The sequence below is a fragment of the Niallia taxi genome (genome assembly GCF_032818155.1).
Lineage (GTDB): Bacteria > Bacillota > Bacilli > Bacillales > Cytobacillaceae > Niallia > Niallia taxi_A.
Window position 1 is genome coordinate 2,371,927 of sequence record NZ_CP102589.1, and the last position, 23,494, is coordinate 2,395,420.

21 protein-coding genes are annotated in these 23,494 nt (G+C 40.5%); 12 read left to right on the plus strand and 9 right to left on the minus strand.

Features of this window, described 5'->3' with window-relative positions; genetic code table 11:
• The first annotated feature begins 112 nt into the window (after positions 1-112).
• The 3 genes from solA to NQZ71_RS11780 all read left to right on the plus strand — a co-directional run bounded on the left by solA (position 113) and on the right by NQZ71_RS11780 (position 2,531).
• Positions 113-1,255, plus strand: a complete 1,143-nt coding sequence (solA, locus tag NQZ71_RS11770) for an N-methyl-L-tryptophan oxidase (RefSeq protein WP_317010675.1) — start codon at positions 113-115, stop codon at positions 1,253-1,255.
• A 131-nt stretch (positions 1,256-1,386) separates the two neighbouring features.
• Positions 1,387-1,824, plus strand: coding sequence for a hypothetical protein (locus NQZ71_RS11775; RefSeq protein WP_275007626.1), 438 nt, complete (start codon positions 1,387-1,389; stop codon positions 1,822-1,824).
• Positions 1,825-1,907: 83 nt separating this feature from the next.
• On the plus strand, positions 1,908-2,531 hold the full coding sequence (locus tag NQZ71_RS11780; protein ID WP_144455807.1) for a nitroreductase family protein: 624 nt from the start codon (positions 1,908-1,910) through the stop codon (positions 2,529-2,531).
• Positions 2,532-2,539: 8 nt separating this feature from the next.
• Here NQZ71_RS11780 and NQZ71_RS11785 read toward each other — a convergent pair whose 3' ends face one another.
• Complete coding sequence (locus tag NQZ71_RS11785; protein WP_144455809.1) at positions 2,540-3,034, minus strand: L,D-transpeptidase family protein; 495 nt, start codon at positions 3,032-3,034, stop codon at positions 2,540-2,542.
• A 172-nt stretch (positions 3,035-3,206) separates the two neighbouring features.
• On the opposite strand from NQZ71_RS11785, the gene NQZ71_RS11790 reads away from it, so the two are divergent.
• The 9 genes from NQZ71_RS11790 (at position 3,207) to NQZ71_RS11830 (ending at position 12,714) form a co-directional block, all read left to right on the plus strand.
• Positions 3,207-3,518, plus strand: coding sequence for a hypothetical protein (locus NQZ71_RS11790; protein ID WP_144455811.1), 312 nt, complete (start codon positions 3,207-3,209; stop codon positions 3,516-3,518).
• A gap of 117 nt (positions 3,519-3,635) precedes the next feature.
• Positions 3,636-3,983, plus strand: coding sequence for a hypothetical protein (locus NQZ71_RS11795; protein ID WP_144455813.1), 348 nt, complete (start codon positions 3,636-3,638; stop codon positions 3,981-3,983).
• A gap of 135 nt (positions 3,984-4,118) precedes the next feature.
• Positions 4,119-4,532, plus strand: a complete 414-nt coding sequence (locus NQZ71_RS11800; RefSeq protein WP_144455815.1) for a CoA-binding protein — start codon at positions 4,119-4,121, stop codon at positions 4,530-4,532.
• Between the two features lie 515 nt (positions 4,533-5,047).
• Complete coding sequence (gene parE, locus NQZ71_RS11805; RefSeq protein ID WP_144455817.1) at positions 5,048-7,027, plus strand: DNA topoisomerase IV subunit B; 1,980 nt, start codon at positions 5,048-5,050, stop codon at positions 7,025-7,027.
• On the plus strand, positions 7,024-9,453 hold the full coding sequence (gene parC, locus NQZ71_RS11810) for a DNA topoisomerase IV subunit A (protein WP_275007623.1): 2,430 nt from the start codon (positions 7,024-7,026) through the stop codon (positions 9,451-9,453). The genes parE and parC overlap by 4 nt, the downstream gene beginning before the upstream one ends.
• 111 nt (positions 9,454-9,564) lie before the next feature.
• Complete coding sequence (locus NQZ71_RS11815; RefSeq protein ID WP_317010676.1) at positions 9,565-10,323, plus strand: hypothetical protein; 759 nt, start codon at positions 9,565-9,567, stop codon at positions 10,321-10,323.
• A gap of 136 nt (positions 10,324-10,459) precedes the next feature.
• Positions 10,460-11,521, plus strand: a complete 1,062-nt coding sequence (locus tag NQZ71_RS11820) for an AbrB family transcriptional regulator (protein ID WP_317010677.1) — start codon at positions 10,460-10,462, stop codon at positions 11,519-11,521.
• 463 nt (positions 11,522-11,984) lie between these two features.
• Positions 11,985-12,338, plus strand: coding sequence for a hypothetical protein (locus NQZ71_RS11825; protein WP_317010678.1), 354 nt, complete (start codon positions 11,985-11,987; stop codon positions 12,336-12,338).
• A 106-nt stretch (positions 12,339-12,444) separates the two neighbouring features.
• Complete coding sequence (locus NQZ71_RS11830; RefSeq protein ID WP_317010679.1) at positions 12,445-12,714, plus strand: hypothetical protein; 270 nt, start codon at positions 12,445-12,447, stop codon at positions 12,712-12,714.
• Between the two features lie 44 nt (positions 12,715-12,758).
• Here the strand turns inward: NQZ71_RS11830 and NQZ71_RS11835 are convergent, their stop codons facing one another.
• The 8 genes from NQZ71_RS11835 to NQZ71_RS11870 all read right to left on the minus strand — a co-directional run bounded on the left by NQZ71_RS11835 (position 12,759) and on the right by NQZ71_RS11870 (position 23,477).
• Complete coding sequence (locus NQZ71_RS11835; protein ID WP_317010680.1) at positions 12,759-15,320, minus strand: rhamnogalacturonan lyase; 2,562 nt, start codon at positions 15,318-15,320, stop codon at positions 12,759-12,761.
• A 95-nt stretch (positions 15,321-15,415) separates the two neighbouring features.
• On the minus strand, positions 15,416-16,516 hold the full coding sequence (gene bglB, locus NQZ71_RS11840) for a beta-galactosidase BglB (protein WP_317010681.1): 1,101 nt from the start codon (positions 16,514-16,516) through the stop codon (positions 15,416-15,418).
• Between the two features lie 17 nt (positions 16,517-16,533).
• The gene (locus NQZ71_RS11845; protein WP_317010682.1) at positions 16,534-17,886 is read right to left on the minus strand and encodes a family 4 glycosyl hydrolase; all 1,353 of its coding nucleotides are present in this window, start codon (positions 17,884-17,886) and stop codon (positions 16,534-16,536) included.
• Between the two features lie 12 nt (positions 17,887-17,898).
• On the minus strand, positions 17,899-19,884 hold the full coding sequence (locus tag NQZ71_RS11850; RefSeq protein WP_317010683.1) for a beta-galactosidase: 1,986 nt from the start codon (positions 19,882-19,884) through the stop codon (positions 17,899-17,901).
• A 42-nt stretch (positions 19,885-19,926) separates the two neighbouring features.
• Entirely contained in the window at positions 19,927-20,586 is a 660-nt protein-coding gene (locus NQZ71_RS11855) for a rhamnogalacturonan acetylesterase (RefSeq protein ID WP_144455834.1), read from the minus strand.
• A gap of 35 nt (positions 20,587-20,621) precedes the next feature.
• Positions 20,622-21,659 carry a glycoside hydrolase family 88/105 protein gene (locus tag NQZ71_RS11860; protein ID WP_144455836.1) on the minus strand — a complete coding sequence of 346 codons (1,038 nt, stop codon included), beginning with the start codon at positions 21,657-21,659 and terminating at the stop codon, positions 20,622-20,624.
• 17 nt (positions 21,660-21,676) lie between these two features.
• Entirely contained in the window at positions 21,677-22,450 is a 774-nt protein-coding gene (locus tag NQZ71_RS11865) for a carbohydrate ABC transporter permease (RefSeq protein ID WP_375545207.1), read from the minus strand.
• Positions 22,451-22,577: 127 nt separating this feature from the next.
• A complete protein-coding gene (locus tag NQZ71_RS11870) occupies positions 22,578-23,477 on the minus strand; it encodes a carbohydrate ABC transporter permease (RefSeq protein WP_144455838.1) in 900 nt (299 codons plus the stop codon).
• Positions 23,478-23,494: the final 17 nt, after the last annotated feature.

Genomic DNA, 23,494 nt, shown 5'->3' on the forward strand with positions numbered 1-23,494 from the left:
ACGAAGCCATTTTTTTGTTTAGTGTTTATTTTTTTATTTTTCCGAAAGTAGAACAATGATATGATTGGCTTTATAACAAGAGAGTTTGTTTCGAAAGAGAGGAGTTATCGTTATGACGCAATATGATGCAATAATAGTTGGCGCTGGTTCAATGGGAATGGCGGCAGGCTACTACTTAGCGAAACGAGGGATTAAAACACTACTGATAGATGCTTTTGATCCACCGCACACGAACGGTAGTCACCATGGTGATACCCGCATAATCAGGCATGCATATGGAGAAGGTGCGGAATATGTGCCGTTAGCATTAAAAGCTCAAGAGCTATGGATGGAGCTTGCGGAGCTTTCTAAAGAGGAGCTGTTCTTACAAACGGGTGTCCTGAACATAGGGAAAGATGATTCTGTTTTCCTGAAAAATATTATTGATAGCGCACATACATATAAGCTTGCAGTCGATAAATTAGATGCTAATCAGGTGATGGAGCGTTGGCCAGGTATTAAGCTTCCTGACAATTATATCGGCTGTTTTGAAAAATCATCTGGTGTACTTAAAAGCGAGGCATGCATCGAAGCCTATAAAAAGCTTGCGATTGAAAGAGGTGCGGATCTGCTTACATACACAAAAGTGTTAGATATAGAGGTACAGGAAAGTTCTGTAACAGTTAAAACAGCAAGCAATACGTATCAAGCAAATTCCCTTATTGTTAGTGGAGGTGCATGGGCAGGGAAGCTTCTAGCGAAGCTTGATCTCCATCTCCCATTAAGCCCCACAAGAAAAACATTCGCCTGGTTTGAGGCAGACGATGCGCATTATGGCAGCGAAAACTTTCCGGCGTTTTCCTTTGAAACAGATCAAGGAATGTATTATGGCTTCCCAAGCATTGCGGAAGCTGGCCTAAAGATAGGCAGGCATGACGGAGGCATCAAGATGGATCCAGACGTAGCGGTCAGCCCTTTTGGCGAAGTAGCGGAGGATTCAGGAGATGTGCAGCAGTTCCTATCCACTTATATGCCATTAACAAAGGAATTAAAATTTGGGAAGACATGCACGTACACTCTGACGCCGGATGAAGACTTTATCATTGACCTTCATCCTACTTATAAAAATGTTGCTATTGCTGCCGGCTTCTCGGGACATGGCTTTAAATTCAGCAGTGTAGTCGGCCAAATCTTAAGTGATCTCGCAGCAACAGGGGAAACGGAACATAATATTAGCCCATTTTCGGTAAAAAGGTTCCAAGTTCCTGTTAAATAACCGAAATTGTTTTCATTTTTGTTAAATATCCATTCATAGGAATTAAACTAAAACGCCAAATAGGCGTTTTTTTATTTATTGGTAACATATTTTTCCAAATGTGCGTCTAATGATTTAAAGGGGGAATATCAATGAAAAAGCTGATTTCGTTGCTGATGGTGGGTATTTTGCTTAGTATGATTATCTTTTTTGAAAGTCGTGTCAGCATGCCTGCAACAATCTTTACTATAAATGGTCATATAGTGCCTACTGTTCAAGGGAGCTATTGCTGGGACGGAGTTTTACAAAGCGTTTGCAGTGATTCTCCCACACCAGAGATACTATTGAAAGAGAACGAAATAGAAACGGTTTTTGTTCATCCTGGTGATCGCGTTAAGTTGAAATTCACGAGAACCCCCTTTGAGAATTCGATAAATGTGTCAAATTGGTCAAATGATCAGGAAAATAAGGCAATTTTAGACGGTAATTATTTAGTGCTTCCTGAAAAAAGAGGAGTATATATTTACGTTGTTTCTGCAAAGTGGGAACGAGGCAGCTTAGTATTCTCCTTTATGGTGGAAGTCGAATGAAGGGATGAGGCAAAAAACTTTACGTGAAAACAAACTTCATATATCTTTAATTCGAGATAAATAACCATTAAAGGAGAAAAACCATGGCTGAATTTTTAGATATAGTGAAAGAAAGGCGCTCTGCCAGTAACTTTTTAGAAGGTAATCCCATTACAAAGGAAGAATTAAATAATATTTTTGAAGCAGTTAAGTTGGCTCCGTCTGCCTTTAACTTGCAACATACTCGATACATTACAGTGCTTGATGCGAATATGAAAGAAAAAATCAGGGCCGCAGCACAAGGTCAATATAAAGTAGCAAGTGCCTCTGCAGTCATACTGGTAGTTGGAAACAAACATGCCTACAAACAGGCTGGTGATATTTATGAGGGCCTGCAAATGCTTGGCATTGTCAATAAGCAAGAATATGATCATTTAGTATCAGATACTACTGCTTTTTATGAAACTCGTGGTACAGAATTCCTAAAGGAAGAGGCTATCCGAAACGCTTCCCTTTCTGCCATGCTGTTTATGCTTGCAGCCAAGAATCAAGGCTGGGATACATGCCCAATGATTGGCTTTAATCAGCAGGAGGTCCGCCAGTTATTGCAAGTTCCTGCTGAGGAGGAAGTGGTGCTGATGATTACCATTGGCAAAGAGAAGGTAGAAAGCAGACAGCCGCGAGGATATCGTAAGCCAGTTCGTGAGTTTGTTACATACGTGGAATAATAAAGAAATTAAGGATGAATAAACACAGCCGTGCCAATTGGGACAATGCTAGCAAGCTCCTCAACGTCTTTGTTATACATACGGATACATCCTTTTGAAACAGCTTTGCCAATTGAACTAGGATTGTTTGTGCCATGTATGCCATAATGCTCCTTTGAAAGACTCATCCATAATGTACCGAATGGACCTCCAGGATTAGGTGCTTTATTGATGATAACAAAATTACCGAAAGGCGTGCTTGTTAGCATACGGCCAACAGCGATTGGGTATTGTTTCTGCAGGACGCCATTCCTTAGTAGTCTTAGTGTTCGGCCTCCGACAGATACATCTATTTGAAACGGAATACTTTGGGGGGAAGGCAAGCCAGGGATAATGATAATTTGACCTGGATTAATGATATTAGGATTAATACCACTGTTCGCTTGTAAAAGAGCAGATAATGATAGGCGGTAATCCCTTGCTATTTGGGTCAATGTCTCCCCGCTTTTTACTATATGATTCATTCGTTAACCTCCAGTAGTATGCATACAGTACTATATGCACAAGAAAGTGGAGAATAGTCTTAAGCTTAAAAAAAGACCAAGTCTCCTAACAGGGATAATAGGCGACTGTCCTTATCAATTTGTGGGTTGATGCATATTGTATGGCAGATATAAAAAAAGGAGAGTTGCCTATATGTATCCCTATGTAAATTATAGCTATCCACAAGTTTCCTATGACTACAATTATCAACAAGGTTATTATGATGATCCAAATAGACAAATGCAGTTATCTCAGTTGTTTAACCTGCCCCAGTGGAAACAATGGGAGAGAAGAATCAATCAGTTGGAAAGAAGAATTGATCAACAAGACCGCCGACTCGACCAATTCGAAAGAAGAATTAATCAGCTTGAGCGGGAAAACAACCAGCAGCAACGAGACATTGACCAGCTTGAGCGCAGCCTGCAAAGAGTTAATCAGCGTTTAAACGCATTGGAAAAAAGATAACAATGTTTATAAGGAGCGGCTTTGTGCTGCTCTTTTTATCCTTTTTAGTGTTGGAATTTTTTTAGGCGTAGAGGGAATGATAAGTTATTATAACTCATTCTTTGGAGGTACTGTAAAATGACTGTTTATGTATACCAAACATTCTCTATAAAACAGGATAAATTTAAGGAGGGACTTGAAAACCTACGTGAATTAAAAAAATTCAGCAATGAAAATTATTCGCATAAGGTCGAAATATTGACACCTATATCTGGTAATGACCATACATATGCCTTATTGACAGAGTATGAAGGACTTGCGGAAATGGAACTGCAAAGTAAAAAGATGACAGAGGATGAAGATTATCAAAAGCTAATTGGTGAATTCTTTTTACAAAACATTGAACAAGGTAGCATGCATACCCAAATTTACCGGGCAATGGTTGAAAAGAAGGAAAAAAAGAATAAGGATAAAGAAGCAGAATAAAGGAAAATGTTACTGCATTTTATTTGCTATTTACGCTTAAACTGGACTAGTATAAATGGTAATAAAGATGGTTCCTGCTTGTAGTTAAAGGGACTCGAAATATAAAGCAAACAAAACCATAGAGGAGGAACAATAATGGCAATTGAAAACCCAAGCAGAGAAGAAATCGGCAAAATTCTTAAAAAAGCTAAAACAATAGCGGTTGTTGGTTTAAGTGATAATCCGGAGAGAACGTCTTTTATGATCGCAAACGCTATGATGCAGGCGGGTTATGATATCATTCCCGTTAACCCTACAGTGGATGAAGTTCTTGGCAAAAAAGCATATAAGAGCCTGACAGAGATTAAAGAGCATGTTGATATCGTCAATGTATTCAGAAGATCGGAATTCCTCCCAGAGGTAGCAGCGGAATTCGAACAGATTGATGCAGATGTATTTTGGGCACAGCAAGGACTTGTACATGAAGAAACCTTTAACACTTTGAAAGATAAGGGCTATACCGTAATTATGGACAGATGCATTAAAGTCGAACACGCTTTGACAAAATAAACCGTGAAAACGGATGCGAACAAGGCTTCTCAAGCTATAATTTTCCGCTTGAGATACCGCCTCATTTGCATCTGTTTTTTTATTTTTATAAATAAGCAAGCGGTAAAGACCTTGGAGGAGAAACGGTAGTTAGCGTTTTTTTTATAAGAAATATGTGTTAACATAATTAAGATGCTTGAAACGAACCTTATAAAAAAAAGCTTTTCTCTTTTTGCTTTCTTGGTATAATATTGAATCTAATCGACTATTTTCAGAAAATAATCGAATTATTTATTTGCTTGTAGAAAAAATGCTGTTATCATATCATAAGAACAATTGTTCTGGTAATGATCTATTTTATCTCACATGCATAAAATGGTGTCCTTCGTCCACTATAGAAGGCAAAAAGACTAAAGAAAAAATAATTCTTCTCTTTTAGAGGATAAATGAAATTATAGACGAATACATAAACAATTGTTCGACATGCTACATACAAAGATAATATGTCGTGTTTTTGAGGTGAAAGGGGTATGTCTGTGGCGAAAAATCAACAACCATTTGACTATAACGATGATGCCATTCAGGTGCTGGAAGGACTAGAAGCTGTCAGGAAACGTCCTGGTATGTATATCGGAAGCACAGATGCAAGAGGATTGCATCATTTAGTATATGAAATAGTGGACAATGCTGTCGATGAGGCATTGGCCGGCTTTGGTGAAGAGATCATCGTGAAAATCCATAAGGATAATTCTATAAGTGTTCAGGATAAAGGACGAGGATTACCGACAGGAATGCACAAAATCGGCAAGCCGACACCGGAAGTAATCTTTACGATTCTTCATGCAGGTGGAAAATTTGGGCAAGGCGGTTACAAAACAAGCGGGGGGCTGCATGGTGTTGGTGCTTCTGTTGTTAACGCGCTGTCTGAGTGGGTTGTCGTTAAAATTAAGAGGGACGGATTTATATATGAACAGCGTTTTGAAGATGGAGGCAAGCCGGTAACGACGCTTGAAAAGCTCGGCAAAACGAATCAAACCGGCACAACTATTCACTTTAAGCCAGATCCTACCATCTTCTCTACAACTACTTATAATTTTGAAACGCTTTCAGAACGATTGCGTGAATCAGCCTTTTTATTAAAAGGCTTGAAAATTGAGTTAATCGATGATCGCCAAGGGGAGCATACTGTTTTTCATTATGAAAACGGGATTGAAGCCTTTGTTGAATATTTGAATGAAGAGAAGGATAACCTTCATCCTGTTGTCAGCCTTGAAGGAGAAAGCAACGGAATTGAAGTGGAGTTCGCTTTCCAATTTAATGATGGCTATTCAGAAAACGTCTTGTCCTTTGTTAACAACGTTCGCACGAAAGACGGCGGAACACATGAGGCTGGCAGTAAGACTGCCATGACAAGAATGTTCAATGAGTATGCACGAAAGGTTAATCTTCTTAAGGAAAAGGATAAAAATCTGGACGGCTCTGACATTCGTGAAGGATTGTCAGCGATTGTTTCTGTCCGTGTACCGGAGAACCTGCTTCAATTTGAAGGACAAACGAAAGGAAAGCTTGGCACAAGTGAAGCTAGATCTGCTGTTGATGCAGTAGTTTCAGAGCATCTTGCCTACTTTTTTGAAGAAAATCCTGAGACAAGCTCTCTTCTCATTAAGAAAGCAATCAAGGCATATCAAGCACGTGAAGCTGCTCGTAAAGCAAGAGAAGAAGCAAGAAGCGGCAAGAAAAGAAAGCGCGGGGAAACGGTGCTTTCAGGTAAGCTTACTCCAGCACAATCGAAAAACCCGCAAAAAAATGAACTTTATCTTGTAGAGGGTGATTCAGCCGGCGGTTCTGCTAAGCAAGGCAGAGACAGACGCTTCCAGGCAGTTCTTCCTTTAAGAGGTAAAGTAATCAATACAGAAAAAGCTAAGCTGTCTGATATCTTTAAAAATGAAGAGATCAATACAATCATCCATGCTGTTGGAGCGGGAGTTGGAGCAGACTTCAATATTGAAGATTCCAATTATGATAAAGTCATCATTATGACAGATGCCGATACAGACGGAGCACATATCCAAGTACTTCTGCTGACATTCTTCTATCGTTATATGAAGCCGCTAGTAGAAGCAGGCAAAGTGTATATTGCCTTACCTCCGCTTTACAAGGTAAGCAGAGGATCTGGCAAAAAAGAGGTTATTGAGTATTCATGGAGCGATGATGACTTGCAGGATGCCATAAAAAAAGTCGGCAGAGGCTATGTTCTGCAACGTTATAAAGGGTTGGGTGAGATGAATGCCGACCAGCTTTGGGATACGACAATGAATCCTGATACACGAACGTTAATACGCGTTAAAATCGATGATATCGCAAGAGCTGAACGCCGCATTACCACATTGATGGGCGATAAGGTAGAACCTCGCCGCAAGTGGATTGAATCAAATGTAGCGTTTGGTTTAGAAGAAGAAGGAAATATTCTCGAAAATGAAAATATCGTGGTTGCAGAGGAGGGGGATGAATCATGAGTTCAACAGAACAATTTCGTGATTTACCTTTAGAGGACGTTCTCGGTGATCGCTTTGGACGTTATAGTAAATACATCATTCAGGAACGGGCATTACCAGATGCCCGTGATGGCTTAAAACCGGTACAACGCCGTATATTATATGCGATGCATGTAGATGGCAATGTGCATGACAAGAACTTCCGTAAGTCAGCTAAGACTGTCGGAAATGTTATCGGTAATTACCATCCTCATGGTGACAGCTCTGTATATGAAGCAATGGTCCGTATGAGCCAGGAATGGAAAGTTAGAAATTTGCTGATAGAAATGCATGGAAATAACGGAAGCATCGACGGTGATCCGCCAGCGGCCATGCGTTATACAGAAGCAAGACTTTCTGCAATATCGTCTGAACTGCTTAAGGATATTGATAAAAGAACAGTCGATTTCATTCCAAACTTTGATGATACATCCAGTGAACCGACCGTTTTACCCGCAAAGTTTCCAAACCTGCTTGTAAATGGTTCAACTGGAATATCTGCCGGATATGCTACTGATATTCCACCACATCATCTTGGAGAAGTCATCGATGGTGTCATCGAAAGAATGGACAATCCAGCTTCAACAGTAGATGACATTATGCAGCATATTAAAGGTCCTGATTTCCCGACAGGCGGCATTATCCAAGGCGTGGAAGGTATTAAAAAAGCCTATGAAACAGGAAAAGGCAAAATCATCGTTAGAGGAAAAGCTGCCATTGAAGACATTCGCGGCGGTAGACAGCAAATAGTTATAACAGAAATACCTTATGAAATAAACAAAAGTAATTTAGTGAAAAAAATGGATGAAATCAGACTTGATCGCAAGGTGGAGGGCATCTCAGAGGTGCGTGACGAAACCGACCGTACTGGTTTAAGAATTGTAGTTGAACTGAAAAAAGACGCAGACGCATCTGGCATTCTGCATTACTTATACAAAAATACAGATTTACAAATTACTTATAGCTTCAATATGGTAGCCATCCACAATAAACGTCCAAAGCTAATGGGCATTCTTGAGATGCTTGATGCTTATATTGAGCATCAAAAGGATGTTGTCATAAGAAGGACTCGTTTTGATCTTGAAAAAGCAAAGGAAAGACAGCATATTGTTGACGGACTTATTAAAGCACTATCGATTTTAGATGAAGTTATCACAACAATCCGTGCTTCTAAAGATAAACGAGATGCTAAGGATAATTTGATTTCATCCTTCCAATTTTCTGAAGCGCAAGCAGAAGCGATCGTTTCCTTGCAGCTTTACAGATTGACGAATACGGATATAACAGCATTGACAGCAGAAGCTGAAGAGCTAGCAAAAAAAATCGAGGAATGGTCTGCCATTCTTTCAAGTGAGAAAAAGCTGGTGTCCGTTATTAAAAAAGAGTTGAAGGATGTCAAAAAACGCTTTATTTCTGAGCGTCGGACTGTTATTCAAGCAGAGATTGAGGAAATCAAAATCAATCTTGAAGTGCTTGTCGGCAGTGAGGATGTTATCGTTACTGTAACGAAAGAAGGCTATATAAAGCGTACAAGTCAGCGTTCTTTTGCCGCAAGCAATGGACAGGATTTCGGTATGAAGGATACAGACCGAATTCTCGCCAAGTTGGATATTAATACAACAGAAGTTGTATTGTTGTTCACTAATAAAGGGAATTATTTATATTGCCCTGTTCATGAACTCCCAGATATTCGCTGGAAGGATCTTGGTCAGCATATTTCCAATATCATTCCGATTGACAGGGATGAAAGCATCATCCATGCTATCCCTGTTAAAAGCTTTGATGAGGGTAAATACTTGCTATTCTTCACGAAAAATGGAATGGCGAAAAAGACTGAAATGACAAGCTATAAAGCACAGCGCTATAGCAAGCCCCTTGTTGCCTTAAATCTGAAAGGCGATGATGAGGTAGTAGATGTTGTCGTTACAGATGGAACGAAAGAAATCTTAATGGCTACACACTATGGCTATGCATTACGCTTCCACGAGGAAGAAGTTAATATTGTTGGACCAAGAGCTTCCGGAGTGAAGGGGATAGCCTTGAAGGATGATGATTTTGTTGTATCAGGTCAAATCATTACCGATGTGAAAAGTGAATCGGTTGTCATTATCACACAACGAGGATCCATTAAGAAAATGAAATTAAGTGAATTCGAAAATGGCGGCAGGGCGAAGCGTGGCGTTGTTATGCTAAGAGAACTGAAATCGAATCCACATCGTATTGTTAATATGTTTATTGCCGCAAAGGCAGATATTGTTCATATTCATACAGAAAAGGGAATGCTTGAAGAAGTATTGGTCGAATCCATTCGATTTAATGACAGATATTCAAATGGTTCGTTTGTAATCGACGAAACAGAAGCTGGGAAAGCCGAATCAGCATGGATTACCAAGATTGCAGAAGCTTAAGAAAAAAAATCCTTCACCACATGGTGGAGGATTTTTTCTTTTCCTTTCTTACATGTTTTTTCCATTAATGGAGATGATATTAATAATGGGATTTATGTAGGAGGGATAATTTTGAGAAAAGAACTATTGTTCGCATTTACAGCATTTTTTTTCATGTCACTAAGTGCGATAACAGGCGCATACGCATTAGAAAACGGAGAGCAAGAAAAGATATTATTGGAGGAACAAAAGGACTTCAACGGCGATGGGAAAACAGAAAACATGACGTTACTTGGCATTTCTTCTGAGGATGAAGACAATTTCTTTAAAAAGCTGACAATTCAAGTGTCAGACGAAAAAGAAACGAAAGCAGATATAACGATGGATGGTGGATATAATCCAAACTTAGAACTGTATGATCTTGATGGTGATAAACAGGAGGAAATGTTTCTGACGATTTCTGATAACGAACGAAACAGCAGAAAAAGATACCAATTATTTGATTTTAATGGGACTGAAATAAAGGAAGTAGCAATTCCTGAATTACCTGTAATGACAAGCAGCTTTAAGGATGATTATAAAGCAGAGCTAGTTATTGATGGTCTAAAAACATATAATTTTGATTTATATGAACGAAAAAATACATATGAACAATTAGGCTTGTACCAAAACGGACATTTAAATGAGTCAACAGAGCTTATAATCAATCCTTTTACTAGTTTAAAGCCTTCTAGGTATAAACAAAAATTCTCATTAGAAGGCAAGCAAATCATCAGTGGAATAGCAGCTGTTGATAAAATTGCTTATCTGGAAACAGTATGGACAAGCAAAAAAGATGGATGGAAGCTAGAAAAATTTAAAGTGAAAGAAATTAGCAGCAAAACAAAATAACTAAAAAAATTACTCAGCCATGCTAATTGAAAGCAGGTTGAGTAATTTTCTCTGACAAAATATTTCGTATTTCCAACTATTTTTTATGATAGTATATGTTATATACATCTATTAAATTAGCAAGAAGGGATATTGCATGTCATTTTATAAAATGTTAGCATCAGCGCTTATTGGTGGTACAGTTTTTTATTTGTGTCATTTGCCGTTAGCCTGGCTCTTAGGTGCTATGATTGGCACATTAGCTTATGTAAAGCTCTCCAAACAGACTCCAAAACTACCTTTTTCCTTTCGAACATACGGGTTAATTCCAATCGGCTATACAATTGGGGAACATTTTAATAAACAAACACTAATGGATATGGTCACACATCTGCCGTCAATGCTCCTTATGACAGTTGGTTTAATCCTGTTCAGTCTGCTGTTGGCAGTTGTGACAAATAAGCTGACACACAGTAATTTAAAGTCAACGATAGCAGGGAGTATTCCCGGTGGACTAACGCAAATGATCGCCATCAGCTCTGAGATAAAGGGAATAGATCTTACGGTCGTTACGATTATACAAGTATGCAGGATAATAACAGTTATTATGCTAGTGCCTTTTATTGTATACAGTCCAATCCTGCATGCTGGCAGTACAGTAGTATCGGTTGCAGGAGGAGCACCTGTTAGCTGGCTGATTCTGCCGTTTATGACTATTGCCTTTATTGCTGGAATCATCGCAAAAAAATGCAAATTTCCAACTCCATTTATGCTCGGACCGCTCATTATTATTGCCATTTTGCTGCTTGCAGGTGTTAATGTAGCAACAATTCCAACACCAATAATAGCTGCAGCACAGGTATTGATTGGGATTGATTTAGGTTTACAGATGAAATTCGGAAAAATTGAAAATAAATCACGTTTTCTTGCCGTTTCCGTCATTTCATCAATTGTGCTTGTAAGCTTTTCTTTTCTACTTTCCGCCATATTGTTGGGAATAGAAGAGAATATCTCATTATTAACCGCATTTATTGGCTTAGCACCAGGAGGAATGGCTGAAATGGCCATTTTAGGTCAAGCTGTGCATGCCGATTTAACGATCATTACCACATACCAGCTGTTCCGATTATTATTTATTCTATTTATTGTACCAATTATCATGAAAAAAATATTCCTATATATGGAACGAAGGAAAGAGATAAAAGCAATATTAAAATGAACCTATGAAACTAGACATATAAACATTATGTCTAGTTTTTTTGTATGAAAAGCGCTTACATAATAATCAAAAGTGAACTAGGAAAATGAATCTAATAGTAATTAATTTATGATGAAATCAATTAATAAAGACAGGATAAACTATATTATTAATGAAGCGAACGAAATTTAATCTAAAGTACAAAATATTTGCTAGTAGATTACGGACAAGCAACCTAGAATCAAAACATCACATGAAACAGCAAAAAAACAATATAAGCAGATATCATTAAAATTTTTTATTCTGTCTCACTATCTAAAGTATACTTAAATTTGAGACAAGATTTTTCAATTTTACCTTTGCTTGTGATAATATATATTATGTAAACTAGAAAAAAAGAAAATCCTGATAATCATACTTGCTGTTAGTTTTCTCTTCTTCTGCCATAATAACAATAATAAATATGTTTTAAGGAGCTTTGTTCATGTATTTTGATTTTCTTTCAGCATTAAATTCATTGCCTATAAATACATCCGTTTCGAAAGAATTACTTTTAACGACAGAATTTCAAATTTATGCTGAGCAAGATCTTGTTATGTACTATTCACCACATAATGATTATGTTAACAAGAATGCAAAAATTGTCATTGTTGGTATAACTCCTGGCTGGCTGCAAATGAAAACGGCTTTTGAAGCTTATTTATCGTGCGAGCAGCAATCTTTAATAGATAAACTGCAATTTACAAAAGAAACAGCAAGCTACGCTGGAACAATGCGAGCAAATTTAATTGCCATGCTAGATGAAATTGGTCTCCATAAAGCGTTTGGTATATCCTAGCTGTACTGAATTATTTGCAAACAAACGCTCGTTGCTGCATACTACCTCCCTTCTTAAATATCCTGTCTTTTATAAAGGGAAAAACTACACAGGTCATAATCCGTCTATGAAGCACAGCAAGCTTCTTACCTCCTTCGTTTTCTCGGTGTTTCCAGAGGAACTAAAGCTAATCGACAAGAATGCTTTAATCATTCCACTTGGAAAAATTGTCGATGAGATGATAAAGGAATTAGCTTCAGCAGGTAAAATTAATCAGCCCTTTCTTACTGGTTTTCCCCACCCATCTGGAGCAAATGGCCACCGCCTAAAACAGCTGGAACAGGAAAAAAACCAGCTAGCTAAGCTAGTATCTTCGTGGAAAAACGACTTGGCATAAGCATAAAACAGCCTTCTGCGATCAGAAGGCTGTTTGCGAGCTATTTATTGTTTCCATGAATCCTTCAGCAGCAGTGCATGCTTCGTTAAGTTTTTAGCTGCCTCCGGTGAAATGTTTTTACTTTTATCTTTACTGATCTGATCAATAAGTTTATCAAGTGCCTTTAATGCTTGCTTTGTTTTGCCTTTATGCTCATGTTTTAATGCCTGTTGAAAGCTGCTGTTTAATTGTGAATAGGATTTTTTTGACAGCTCTCCCTTCGCCTTATAATCGGTCAGTAGCTGCTCTAATATAACAGCTAATCCAGGAGTGTTAAATGTCGGAATCGGCACTTTCGACCAATCTGTATCACTTGCGAAATAAAAGCTTGTATACGAAGGCTGATTATAGGTAGTGCTTTGTCTTGCAACACCAGTGCGGTATTGAACATCATGCATAAGCGTGTAAAGCTTTCTGTTTGTCACTTCTGTGCTGAGAAATATTCTGATTGCTGAGCTGTCTGTCGTGCGGACAAGCAGCTCCTCGCGCCAATCGCCAAAGATATCAGCTACAAGTGAAGGATTTCCCTTTGTGCCGTTATTTGTTCTTGTGCCGTCTAGGGTTAAAAGTCTTCCCTTCTGCCAATCTTCAATAGTAGGTGTTACATCAAGTGCACCATCGACTATTTGTGTTGTCATATCTGCTGCCCATTTAATATTCATATTTGTCCCTGGTGCTGTGTCACTGAGCTTTGTTCCTCCTGCTGTATATAAACCGACACCAGTGTTTGCCCACGTTTCAAGACCGCGCTTTGTTGGGTCAATATCACCGATAATCCCCCTTCCTGTATCCTTACCTGTATATCCGCCATAAATTACCTCGCCGGTCTTAGCATCCCTTAAAGTGTAGCCATACGGGGCACCTGTTGCTCCTTCATGCACCATATATATCTCCAACCCGGGACGGTCTGGATCAATATCAGTCACATGGAGAGCATCACCATGGCCAATTCTTGCAGTTGTTCCTGGTGCAGAGCTTCCTTCAGGCAGAACACCTGTAGAACTGTATAAAAGCGAGCCGTCATCATCAATTGTCGCACCGCCATACACAATTTCCTGCTTACCATCACCATCTACATCAGCAGCCTCTAATGAATGCGCACCTTGTGTTGTCAAAGTGGCGAATTCTTTATTGGTGCCATCCTTGCCGTGTGGGCTATCATTGAATGGATTGGACATCGGTGTCCACCCGCTGTCGACATCCCATTTTTTCTGTAAATGCTTGCCGTCCCAGCTGTAAGACACAAGGGTTGTTCTTGTATAATAGCCTCTGGCAAACACAGCATACGGCTTTTGTCCGTCAAGATAAGCCACAGTGCCTAAAAAGCGGTCAACACGGTTACCAGGTTCAATTCGTGCCATCGCATAATCGCCCCACATAAGCCCATCATCATGTCTGTCTGTTTCATAATGGATGGTTTCTAGCTCCTTGCCTGTCGAGCCTTCAAACACAGATAAATACTCAGGACCATCTACGATAAAGCCCTCAAATGTCCTTAAATCGTTACGCGTGCTTCTGCTTGGTGCATATACATCCATAAAATAATCGACAAGGCTTTCTGCATCCTGTTTCCCTAACGGGTAGCTGTATTTTTTCTCCGTTCCGAATGCCTCTTCCAGCGTTTTTGGCCAATTACCGTTAACGACCTCTTCTTGCTTATGCCAATTCATAAACATTTCCACCATATGATCATAATAATCATCAGCACTCATGCGATAGTCGTCTTTATTACTGTAACCAGCTTTAATATCTTCTTTAGGCATTGTGATGTACTTTTCAGACGTAATATTCCCTTTTTTGTCATAGTGGATGACCTTTGTACCTGGAGCCGTCTTAAACATCATTTCTGCTTTACCGTCCCCATCAAAATCATATACAGACATTTGCGTATAATGAGCACCTGCTCTGATATTCACACCAAGATCAATTCGATAAAGCAATGTGCCCTCCAGTGTATAACAGTCAATATAGACATTCCCCGTATAGCCCTTTTGTGATACATCCTTAGAGTTAGATGGGTCCCATTTCACGAAATACTCATATTTGCCATCGCCATCCACATCACCGACACTCATATCGTTCGCAGAATAAGTGTAAGCCTCCCCAGCAGGTGTGACACCATCAGCAGGCTTTTGGAGCGGTAGATCATAATACTGATTGGACCATGGGCGAACCTCGTCACTTTCATCGACCTCTTTGCCGTTCACTACTGCTCGTACCTCATAGGCAGACTTTGCGGTCCCTTTTTTATCAAGAAAATTGGTGCTGTCTGTAACAGCAGCAATTTTCTTATTATCTCGATAAACATGAAATGTGGCACCCTTCATTCCCGTTTTCGTATAGCCTGTCACCTCTGTACCTAAAAGCCGCCAGCTGAGGAATATTCCTTCAGACGTTTGTGCAGCAGTCAAGCCTCTGTCCAAATACTCAAGCTGAACCTTCTGTGTGGCATACTTGTCATTTGAACTTGCAGCAAAAGCTCCGCTTGTATCAACTAATAATAACGGCAGTGCTACAGCAGCACAAAGCGCTTTTCTTACATAGGTCGAACCTTTTTTCCACGACATTTGCAGTCACCTCAGTTTCTAATAATAGTAAAACGTTTTCATTTTATTGTTTTTAAGGAAGCCCATTTAAAAGGACTTCCTCATGGTAATCACTTTCACTGACAATCCTGCAGGAATTCTGCCAGACAGAGAACAGCAAGGGATTGCCCATATGGCATGGCGGTGATTCTGATATCTTTATAGAATTGACGCGAATCTCCCATCCCTGTGCCGACAGAGACCTTCTGCAGCACGCCATCTGTGTTTATCTCCGCCCTTATAGCCTCTATTGCCTTATAAGCGGTCTCTCGATACTTTTCTGCTACATAGCCCATATGCACAGCCTTTAAGATTCCATAGGCAAACCCCGCAGAAGCAGATGCTTCTAAATAGGAGGAACGGTCATCAAGCAATGTGTGCCATAACCCGCTGTCATGCTGCAGCTCGTAAAGTGCTTCTATTTGTCTGTTTAATGTATCAAGGAGGAAGCTGCGAAAGAAATCCCCTTCCTGTAATTCCAATATGTCAATCAGTTCAGGGATAGCAATTGTTATCCAGCAATTCCCCCTTCCCCACAGCGCCTCTGCATAATGATGATTTCCTTCAAATGTCCAGCCGTGGAACCATAGACCTGATTTTCTATCTGCCAAGTACTTGATATGAATCAGAAATTGCTTTTTCGCTTCCTCTACATACTCTTGTCTATGTGTCAGCATACCGATTTTTGCAAGTGGAAGAACGGTCATCATCAGCGTATCATCCCAGAGCTGATTTTTGTTTTCTGGACCGTATGTCATATGCTGAAGTCCGTCATCCTTTGTTCTAGGCATTTCCTTCATCACCCAGTTTGCCCACTCTTCCAAATAGGGCAACAGGTTAGGATCCTGTGTTTTTTCATAAAGAAATGCCAGTGTTAAAAGCGGGGCCATTGTATTGACGTTTTTAGGTGGAACACCTTCTGCAAATCTTGCAGTGAACCAGTCGTGAATTATCTGGATAGCACTCTCATCCTTAGTGAGCTTCCAGTACTGATAGATTCCATATAAACCAACACCTTGCGGCCAATTCCAAACATGCCAGCTTTTGTCATCCACAATTAAGCCATCAAAATTCAGTAAGTATTCTCCTGTGTCATCCTGTATTTTCGTCAAATTAGTCATTAACAGCTCAATTGTCTCGATTACCTGTTTTTTATCAGCTGCTGTTGTTTTTGTCATCTATATCTCTCCTTTCACTAGTTTTGCTGCCATACGTCCATTTCTTCAAATAAGGAAACTGCATTATCGTATGAAATAGCAGCGATAAGCGGATCATTAACAAAAGCATTGCGTGCCAGATTTTTATCTTCAGTTAGAACAGCTTGTATAACTGCTTCCTGATTAAGAATATGCCTGTTCACCATATTAGCGACATTAAGGGGGATATCGTTTGTTCTCACAGGCTGGACACTGTTTTTTCGGATTAAAGCATTTGTTTCCACGATAGCATCCTTGGGCAGATTTTGAATTTGTCCTTTATTCGGGAAGTTGACATTCGTTACAAGGTCTTCTATTCCAAGCAATGCTAAGAGAATTTCGACACCTTCCTCCCCAGAGGGCTCAAGGACAATCCTTGTATCATCTGTAAAGACCTTTTCATTTTCTGATATCTTTCGTTGCTGGTCCTTCACACGAAAATCAAGCGTTGTTAAATGAAACTTCCAGTCATGTACGGTTTGCGGATTTTTCAAGTAAACAGGTGGCATGAATTCTGCAAGATGGCGATCTCCAGCGGCAGCGATTAACCGGTATTTTTGAAACAAATCAAATTTGACCCGATTGCTTGAGTGGAAGACACTTTCCTCCCATTTTCCTTGTTCCTTTTCAAAGCCTGTATGTGCGTACTTCTCGGCAAACTTGGCATACAGAGGGAATAAATCGATATTTTGATAGGTTGCTTCATTAATCCATGTAAAGTGATTGATACCTGTTACACTTACCTTAATGTCCTTACGGTTTTCGACCGTGACACCGAGCATTTCTTCTGCCATATTTGCCAACAAATGCTGTGTTTCAAAGACTTCATGACAGCAGCCAATTGCTTTTATTTGCGGAAAGGCTTTATATAATGTTCTTGTACAGACAGACATCGGGTTTGTATAGTTAATGACCCATGCATCTGGACAATGCAGTTTAATCTGTTCTCCAATTTCCATAAACAGTGGAATCGACCTGACAGCTCTCCTTATTCCGCCAGGTCCAACCGTATCCCCGACAGATTGATAGATTCCATACTTCTCGGGAAAATGAACATCCTTTGCCATGTCAGCAAATGTACCTGGGAGAATCGAGATAATCACAAAATCAGCATCTTTAAGTGCTTCCTCAATTGTTGGGATCGCTTCATACGTCCATTTTCCTGTTGCATCTGGATGGTTGGAAATGAGTGTCCCGATTCTTTGATTTGTTTTAGCTGCATCGTGATTAATGTCGTAAAGAGCAATAGTACCTGACAGGCGCGGCTCTAAAGCAAGGTCATACATTAACCTTCTTGCCCAGCCTTGAGACCCGCCGCCAATATAAGCAATTTTAATAGTATCCGTAGCCATGTTTATTCTCCTCTATATAGATTGTAAGATTCGATATTCATATTTCCCTAGCTTCCATTCTCCTGCAGGAATGTTCTCCTGTGTGATACAATCCCTAACAGCTTGCGGAACAGTAACACCTCCGCCTCTTCCATCCATATTGACAACAATCCAATATTTCCTTCCGTCCTGTTCTCTTGGTGCTGCAATTGTTCCTTCAGAAGTTATGATGTCCTCTGATACTCCTGCCTCCCTTGCATAGGTATGGATCATTTCAGTGAGCATTTTGCTGCCCTCTTCACCTGTTGGCAGGGAACCAAGCATTACAAGCTTGCCTTTCCCAAGCTGTTTTTCTGTTAAAAATGCTTTCCCGCAAACAAGACCGCCTTTTATTGTGCCGATTACCTTGGCATCCTTCTCGTCAAAAACAGCACTCCATAACCCTAAAGGAGCTGTTAAGCCGTATGCTTCCCCAACAGAGCCAGTGTTTTCAATAGGAAAGGTAAAAGCTGTCTCCATTCCCGCAAGCTCTTCTAATTTTCCTAAAGCAGCATCTGTATGAATCGTATGATGCGCTGTTCTGCCGCCAGTCATCGGTCCAACAATCCAAACTCCGCCCTGTTCTACAAATGCTTTCGCTCTGTTTATGTAATCATCTGACAAATAAGGAACAAAAGGGGTAAGCAGCAGCTTGTAGCCACTTAGTTCTGCGCCTTCTGGCAACAGGTCACGATGTATTCCGGCAGCTAAAGTATGCTTATAAATGTCGGTTATCAATTCTTTATAATGCAAGCCTTTATGTGGCTCTGTGTTTAGAAATATTTTGGCTCTGTCCGAATAGGTAATCGCAACCTCTGCTTGAAGAGGACGTGTGCTTGTTATGAATGGCTCAATGGCAATCCGAGCTTTTTCTGTCTCTAATACCTCCTCATAACCGACAGTCGGTTTTCCCCATGCACTTATAACCGAGCCATGTGGCTGTTCGCATCCAGCTCTTTGCTGGCGCCACAGCCAATAGCAAAACCCTGCTCCTCCGAGAGCGTAGCTTGCTACCGCTTCTGCTTTCAAGTAGCCCTTCGGATGCGGGGTCGCATAGCTTTCAAGGGAAGCGCTGTAGGACGGACTCGTTTCCATTATCCAAAAATCCTTGCCTTTTTTCAGGTTTCGCCATAAATCACAATTGAACAAGTAGGAAAAATAAGACGCTGCTGGAGCGTAAGTGTCAAAAGAAGCAAAATCAAGGTTTTGAAAGAGGCGCTCATTGTCGACAGCGAACATGATGGTGCTGTTATGAGTGATTGGTAATTGTGAATGCTCGCGGATAATTGCTGCTTGTTCTTCGGCAAATTCGGCTATTGCTTCTGTTGAAAAAAGTTGATACATCGTTTTTAAGGAGGAATTATGCAAAAACGGTACAGGGCCAGGCTGCGGCACCTGCTCGAAGTCATGGTAATATTCACTCCATATATCTGTGCCCCAGGCATCGTTTAATTGCTCCACGTTGTCATAACGATGTTCAAGCCATTTATGCCATTGCTCTTTGCAAGTAACACACATGCATTCTGCAACATGGCATTTAAATTCATTGTCTAGCTGCCAGCCAATAACACCTGGCATATTGCCTAAAGCTTTAGCAAGCTCATTGGTGAGGATTGCTGCACGCTTTCTGAAATAGGGATTACTCGTACAAATATGCTGACGAGAGCCATGAATCATTGTTCTGCCGTCTGCATCCACATACATTCGCTCAGGATGATTGTCAGACATCCATATTGGCGGAGTTGCCGTTGGTGTGCACATAATGACCTCAATACCATTCTCGTTTAGTAAGGAAATGATCTGCCGGAAAAAGGTAAGATCTATCTCTCCTTCTATTGCTTCCATTTTTGACCAGGCGAACTCACCGATCCGAACGACATTTATCCCTGTTTCCTTCATAAGACGAATATCTGTAAGTATCGTCTTCTCATCCCATAGCTCTGGATAATAAGCCGCACCATGGTACAGTTTTTTTGCCATGTTTGTCATTCACTCCAATCTAATCTCTTGATATTAATCACGCTAACTAATGTTTAACCCAAGTTCTTTCATTCCTTCTAGAACGAGCCTGCAAATTTCAGAGGCGCCTAATGTGCAAAAATGGGTGTCATCCTGCAGACCCTCCGGATAATTTGGATGCTCCTTTGCACCAAGCCAAACAAACAGCTCCTTTGATTTTTCCGGACCATAGCCTTCGTACAGGTCTTTCGTTTTGACATGTAAATCAAGGAGCGGGACATCAAGCCTTGCTGCCAACTGACGCATAGCATTTGGATAATCGCCAAGCGTATTCACCAGCTTCCCATCCTCACCAAATTTCCGTCTGTTTACAGATGTTAAGAAAACAGGAAATGCTCCTTTACTTTGTGCTGCCTCTGCATATTCCTTCAGGCACGCTTGATAGGTAGTATAAGGCACGGTGCCATAAGATTTTTGGTCATTATGCCCGAATTGAATAAACAGATAATCGCCTGCAGCGATTCTTTTTGTTATTGTTTCAAGTCTGCCTTCCTCTATAAAACTATTAGAGCTCCTTCCTCCCATCGCTTCATTACAGACTTCTACTTTTTCCAAAAAAGGCTGCAGCATTTGTCCCCAGCCTGCCATTGGCGCTTCATATGCAGGGCAGGCTGCAGCTGTTGAGTCACCAGCAATAAAAAGGCGGATTTTCTTCGTATTCACCCCTTTTTCCTCCTTTAAATTCAATCGATAAAACGTTAAGCATACACACGCTTCGAGCTTTTCAAGAGCTGGGAGAGATAAACAAGAGAAAGGCCTTGTCCCCAGCCATGAATCCGTTTGAACGGTACTGCTTTATAGCCTGCCGTGTCATCCATAACAGCAGTACCTGCAGACACATTCATCACCTTTCCTTCTTCTGTGATACGCTCTAAAATACTTGGGATTGCCTTTTGTGTATACTTGTTGTACAAAGAGCCTCGTGTTAATAAAGCAGCTAATATCCCGCAGGAGCCGGATACTTCTAGATAGGAGCTAGAATCAGTCAGAACTGTGTGCCAAAGACCTGAGTTTTCATCCTGCAGTCTTGCTAATGCACTTAACTGGTCTCTTAGTGAGCCATCGATGATCATAAAGGATGGATGTGTTACTTCAATCAACTCAAGGGCCTTTGCCATCGTAAGTGCTGCCCAGCCATTTCCTCTTGCCCAAAATACCCCAGACATATGCGATCTTTCGATATTATCCCAGCCGTGGTAGTATAAATCCGTTAATGGGTCTTGAAGTACGTCTTCATGGCCATGATATTGGCGCAGTCCATCGTTGAAATAGTCAATATTCCCTGTAAGCTTGCCGATTCTTAGCAAAAAAAGGCCTGCCATCATCATCGTGTCCACCCATGCCTGTTCATGAAAGATATAAGTGGTTGAATTAACTGTATGCTGGAGAATGCCATCACCAAACCGCTCTGCATCCTGTTGTAAAAATTCGGCAAGCTGAAGGGCGGTATCTAAGTATTTTTGTTCATTTGTGGCCGTATAAAGGGAAAGAAGAGCATGCCCCATGGAAACACCGTTGACAGACAGCTTAGGCAGTCCATCCTCCAGTCTTTCATCCATCCAGCTTTTTAAGAGATCAAGATACTCTGCTTTTCCTGTCGCCTCATACGCTTCTGCCACCCCGTAAAAAGCGACACCTGCTGGCCAATCCCAATTAAAATCCATTTGAAACGTCTTACTAACAACAGCATCTATCGCTTCAAGGACACTGTTTTCATCAAAAACAAGTGCTGGCATAATTTCACTCCTCCTAATTATTTTAATCCGCTCGTGCTAATACCTTCGACAATATACTTTTGGAACAGGAAGAAGATAAGGACAACTGGCAATAGTGATACGACAGACATCGCGAACATCGCACCCCAGTTAGAGGCTGTTTCCGAATCAAGGAAAAGCTTTAAGGCAAGGGAAACCGGATATTTCTCTGGACTGTTTAAATAAAGGACAGGGTTGATTAAGTCTTCCCATTTCCAGTAAAAGGAGAAGATACCGGCAGTCGCAAGTGCTGGTGTAATCAACGGTAAAATGATTCGGTAAAAAATGCTGAATCTGCCACATCCGTCAATTCTGGCCGCTTCATCAAGCTCAAGCGGAATATTGCGAATGAATTGAACCATAAGGAAAATAAAGAACGCATGACCAAAATACTGTGGAATAACAATTGGCTTAATTGAATTGAGCCAGCCTAGCTTGGCAAAAATAATGTATTGAGGAATCATGATGATTTCATGTGGAAGCATCATCGTCACCATCATACAGGCGAACCAAAATGCTTTCCATTTAAACTGAATTCTCGCAAAACCATACGCAATCAGAGCGGATGAAGCGACGGCTCCAATTGTGGACAAGCCGACAATCACTAGGGAGTTTTTAATGAATACACCAAAGGACTGTCCTGCAATGCCCTCCCAGCCTGCTGCATAGTTGCTCCAAATAAACGGCTTTGGGATAAGGGAATGGGCTGTTATAAACACTTGTGAGCTTTCTTTAAAGGAGCTCATTAATAGCCAGATAATCGGATAGAGCATAATTAGTGCAAATCCGCCTGTAAGGATGTGATAAATCCACTTTTTAGCCTTAAAACGAGGAGTCTTATACGATATAACCGGATCAGTCATGATTGGGCCCGTATCTTTAGTGACTGTTTTCATGTGATTAATCCTCCTTCGATTCGTAATGAACCCAGAATTTAGACGTTTTGAACAAAATAAGTGTTAATATGCCAACAATGACGAGCAGCACCCATGCCATCGCAGATGCATAGCCCATTTGAAAGAAGTTGAACGCCTTTTGAAAGATATACAGGGAATACAGAAGTGTGCCATCAAGCGGTCCACCTTCCCCCTTTGTGATGATGTATGCTGGAGTGAAAGTCATAAAGGCAGAAATCGTCTGCATTACAAGGTTAAAGAAAATAATTGGGCTTAATAGTGGTAGCGTGATTTTAAAGAAAACTTGAAATCTGTTAGCACCATCTACATTTGCCGCTTCATGATAGGAAGGCGGAATGTTTTTCAAGCCTGCCAAAAAGATCAGCATCGAGGAACCAAATTGCCAAATAGCAAGGAAAATCAGCGTCCATAATGCTTTTGTTGGGTCTTGATACCAAAGGATTTTCTTATCAATACCAAAGAAAAACAGCAGGGCATTCAGTGTTCCTTCATTACCGAAAATGTTTCTCCACATGATCGCAACAGCAACACTTCCTCCGATAATGGAAGGCAGATAAAAAAGGGTGCGATAAAGTCCTACTGCTCTAGACGCCTTATTGAGAAGCATGGCGACAATCAGCGCAAAAATCAGCCTGAGAGGCACACCTGCAAACACGTACGTAAAGGTTACCTTTAATGATTGCCAAAACTTTTCATCACCTGTGAACATTTCCTTGAAATTATCCAAGCCAACCCACACTGGTGTTGAAAATAAATCGTAGCTTGTAAAGGATAAGTACAAGGAAACGGCCATTGGAATAATGGTAAATGCCATAAAACCGATAATGAACGGGGATATAAATGCATAGCCTGCCAGATTTTCACTTGCGAGCCGTTTTTTCATGCGGTTCAACTCCTCCA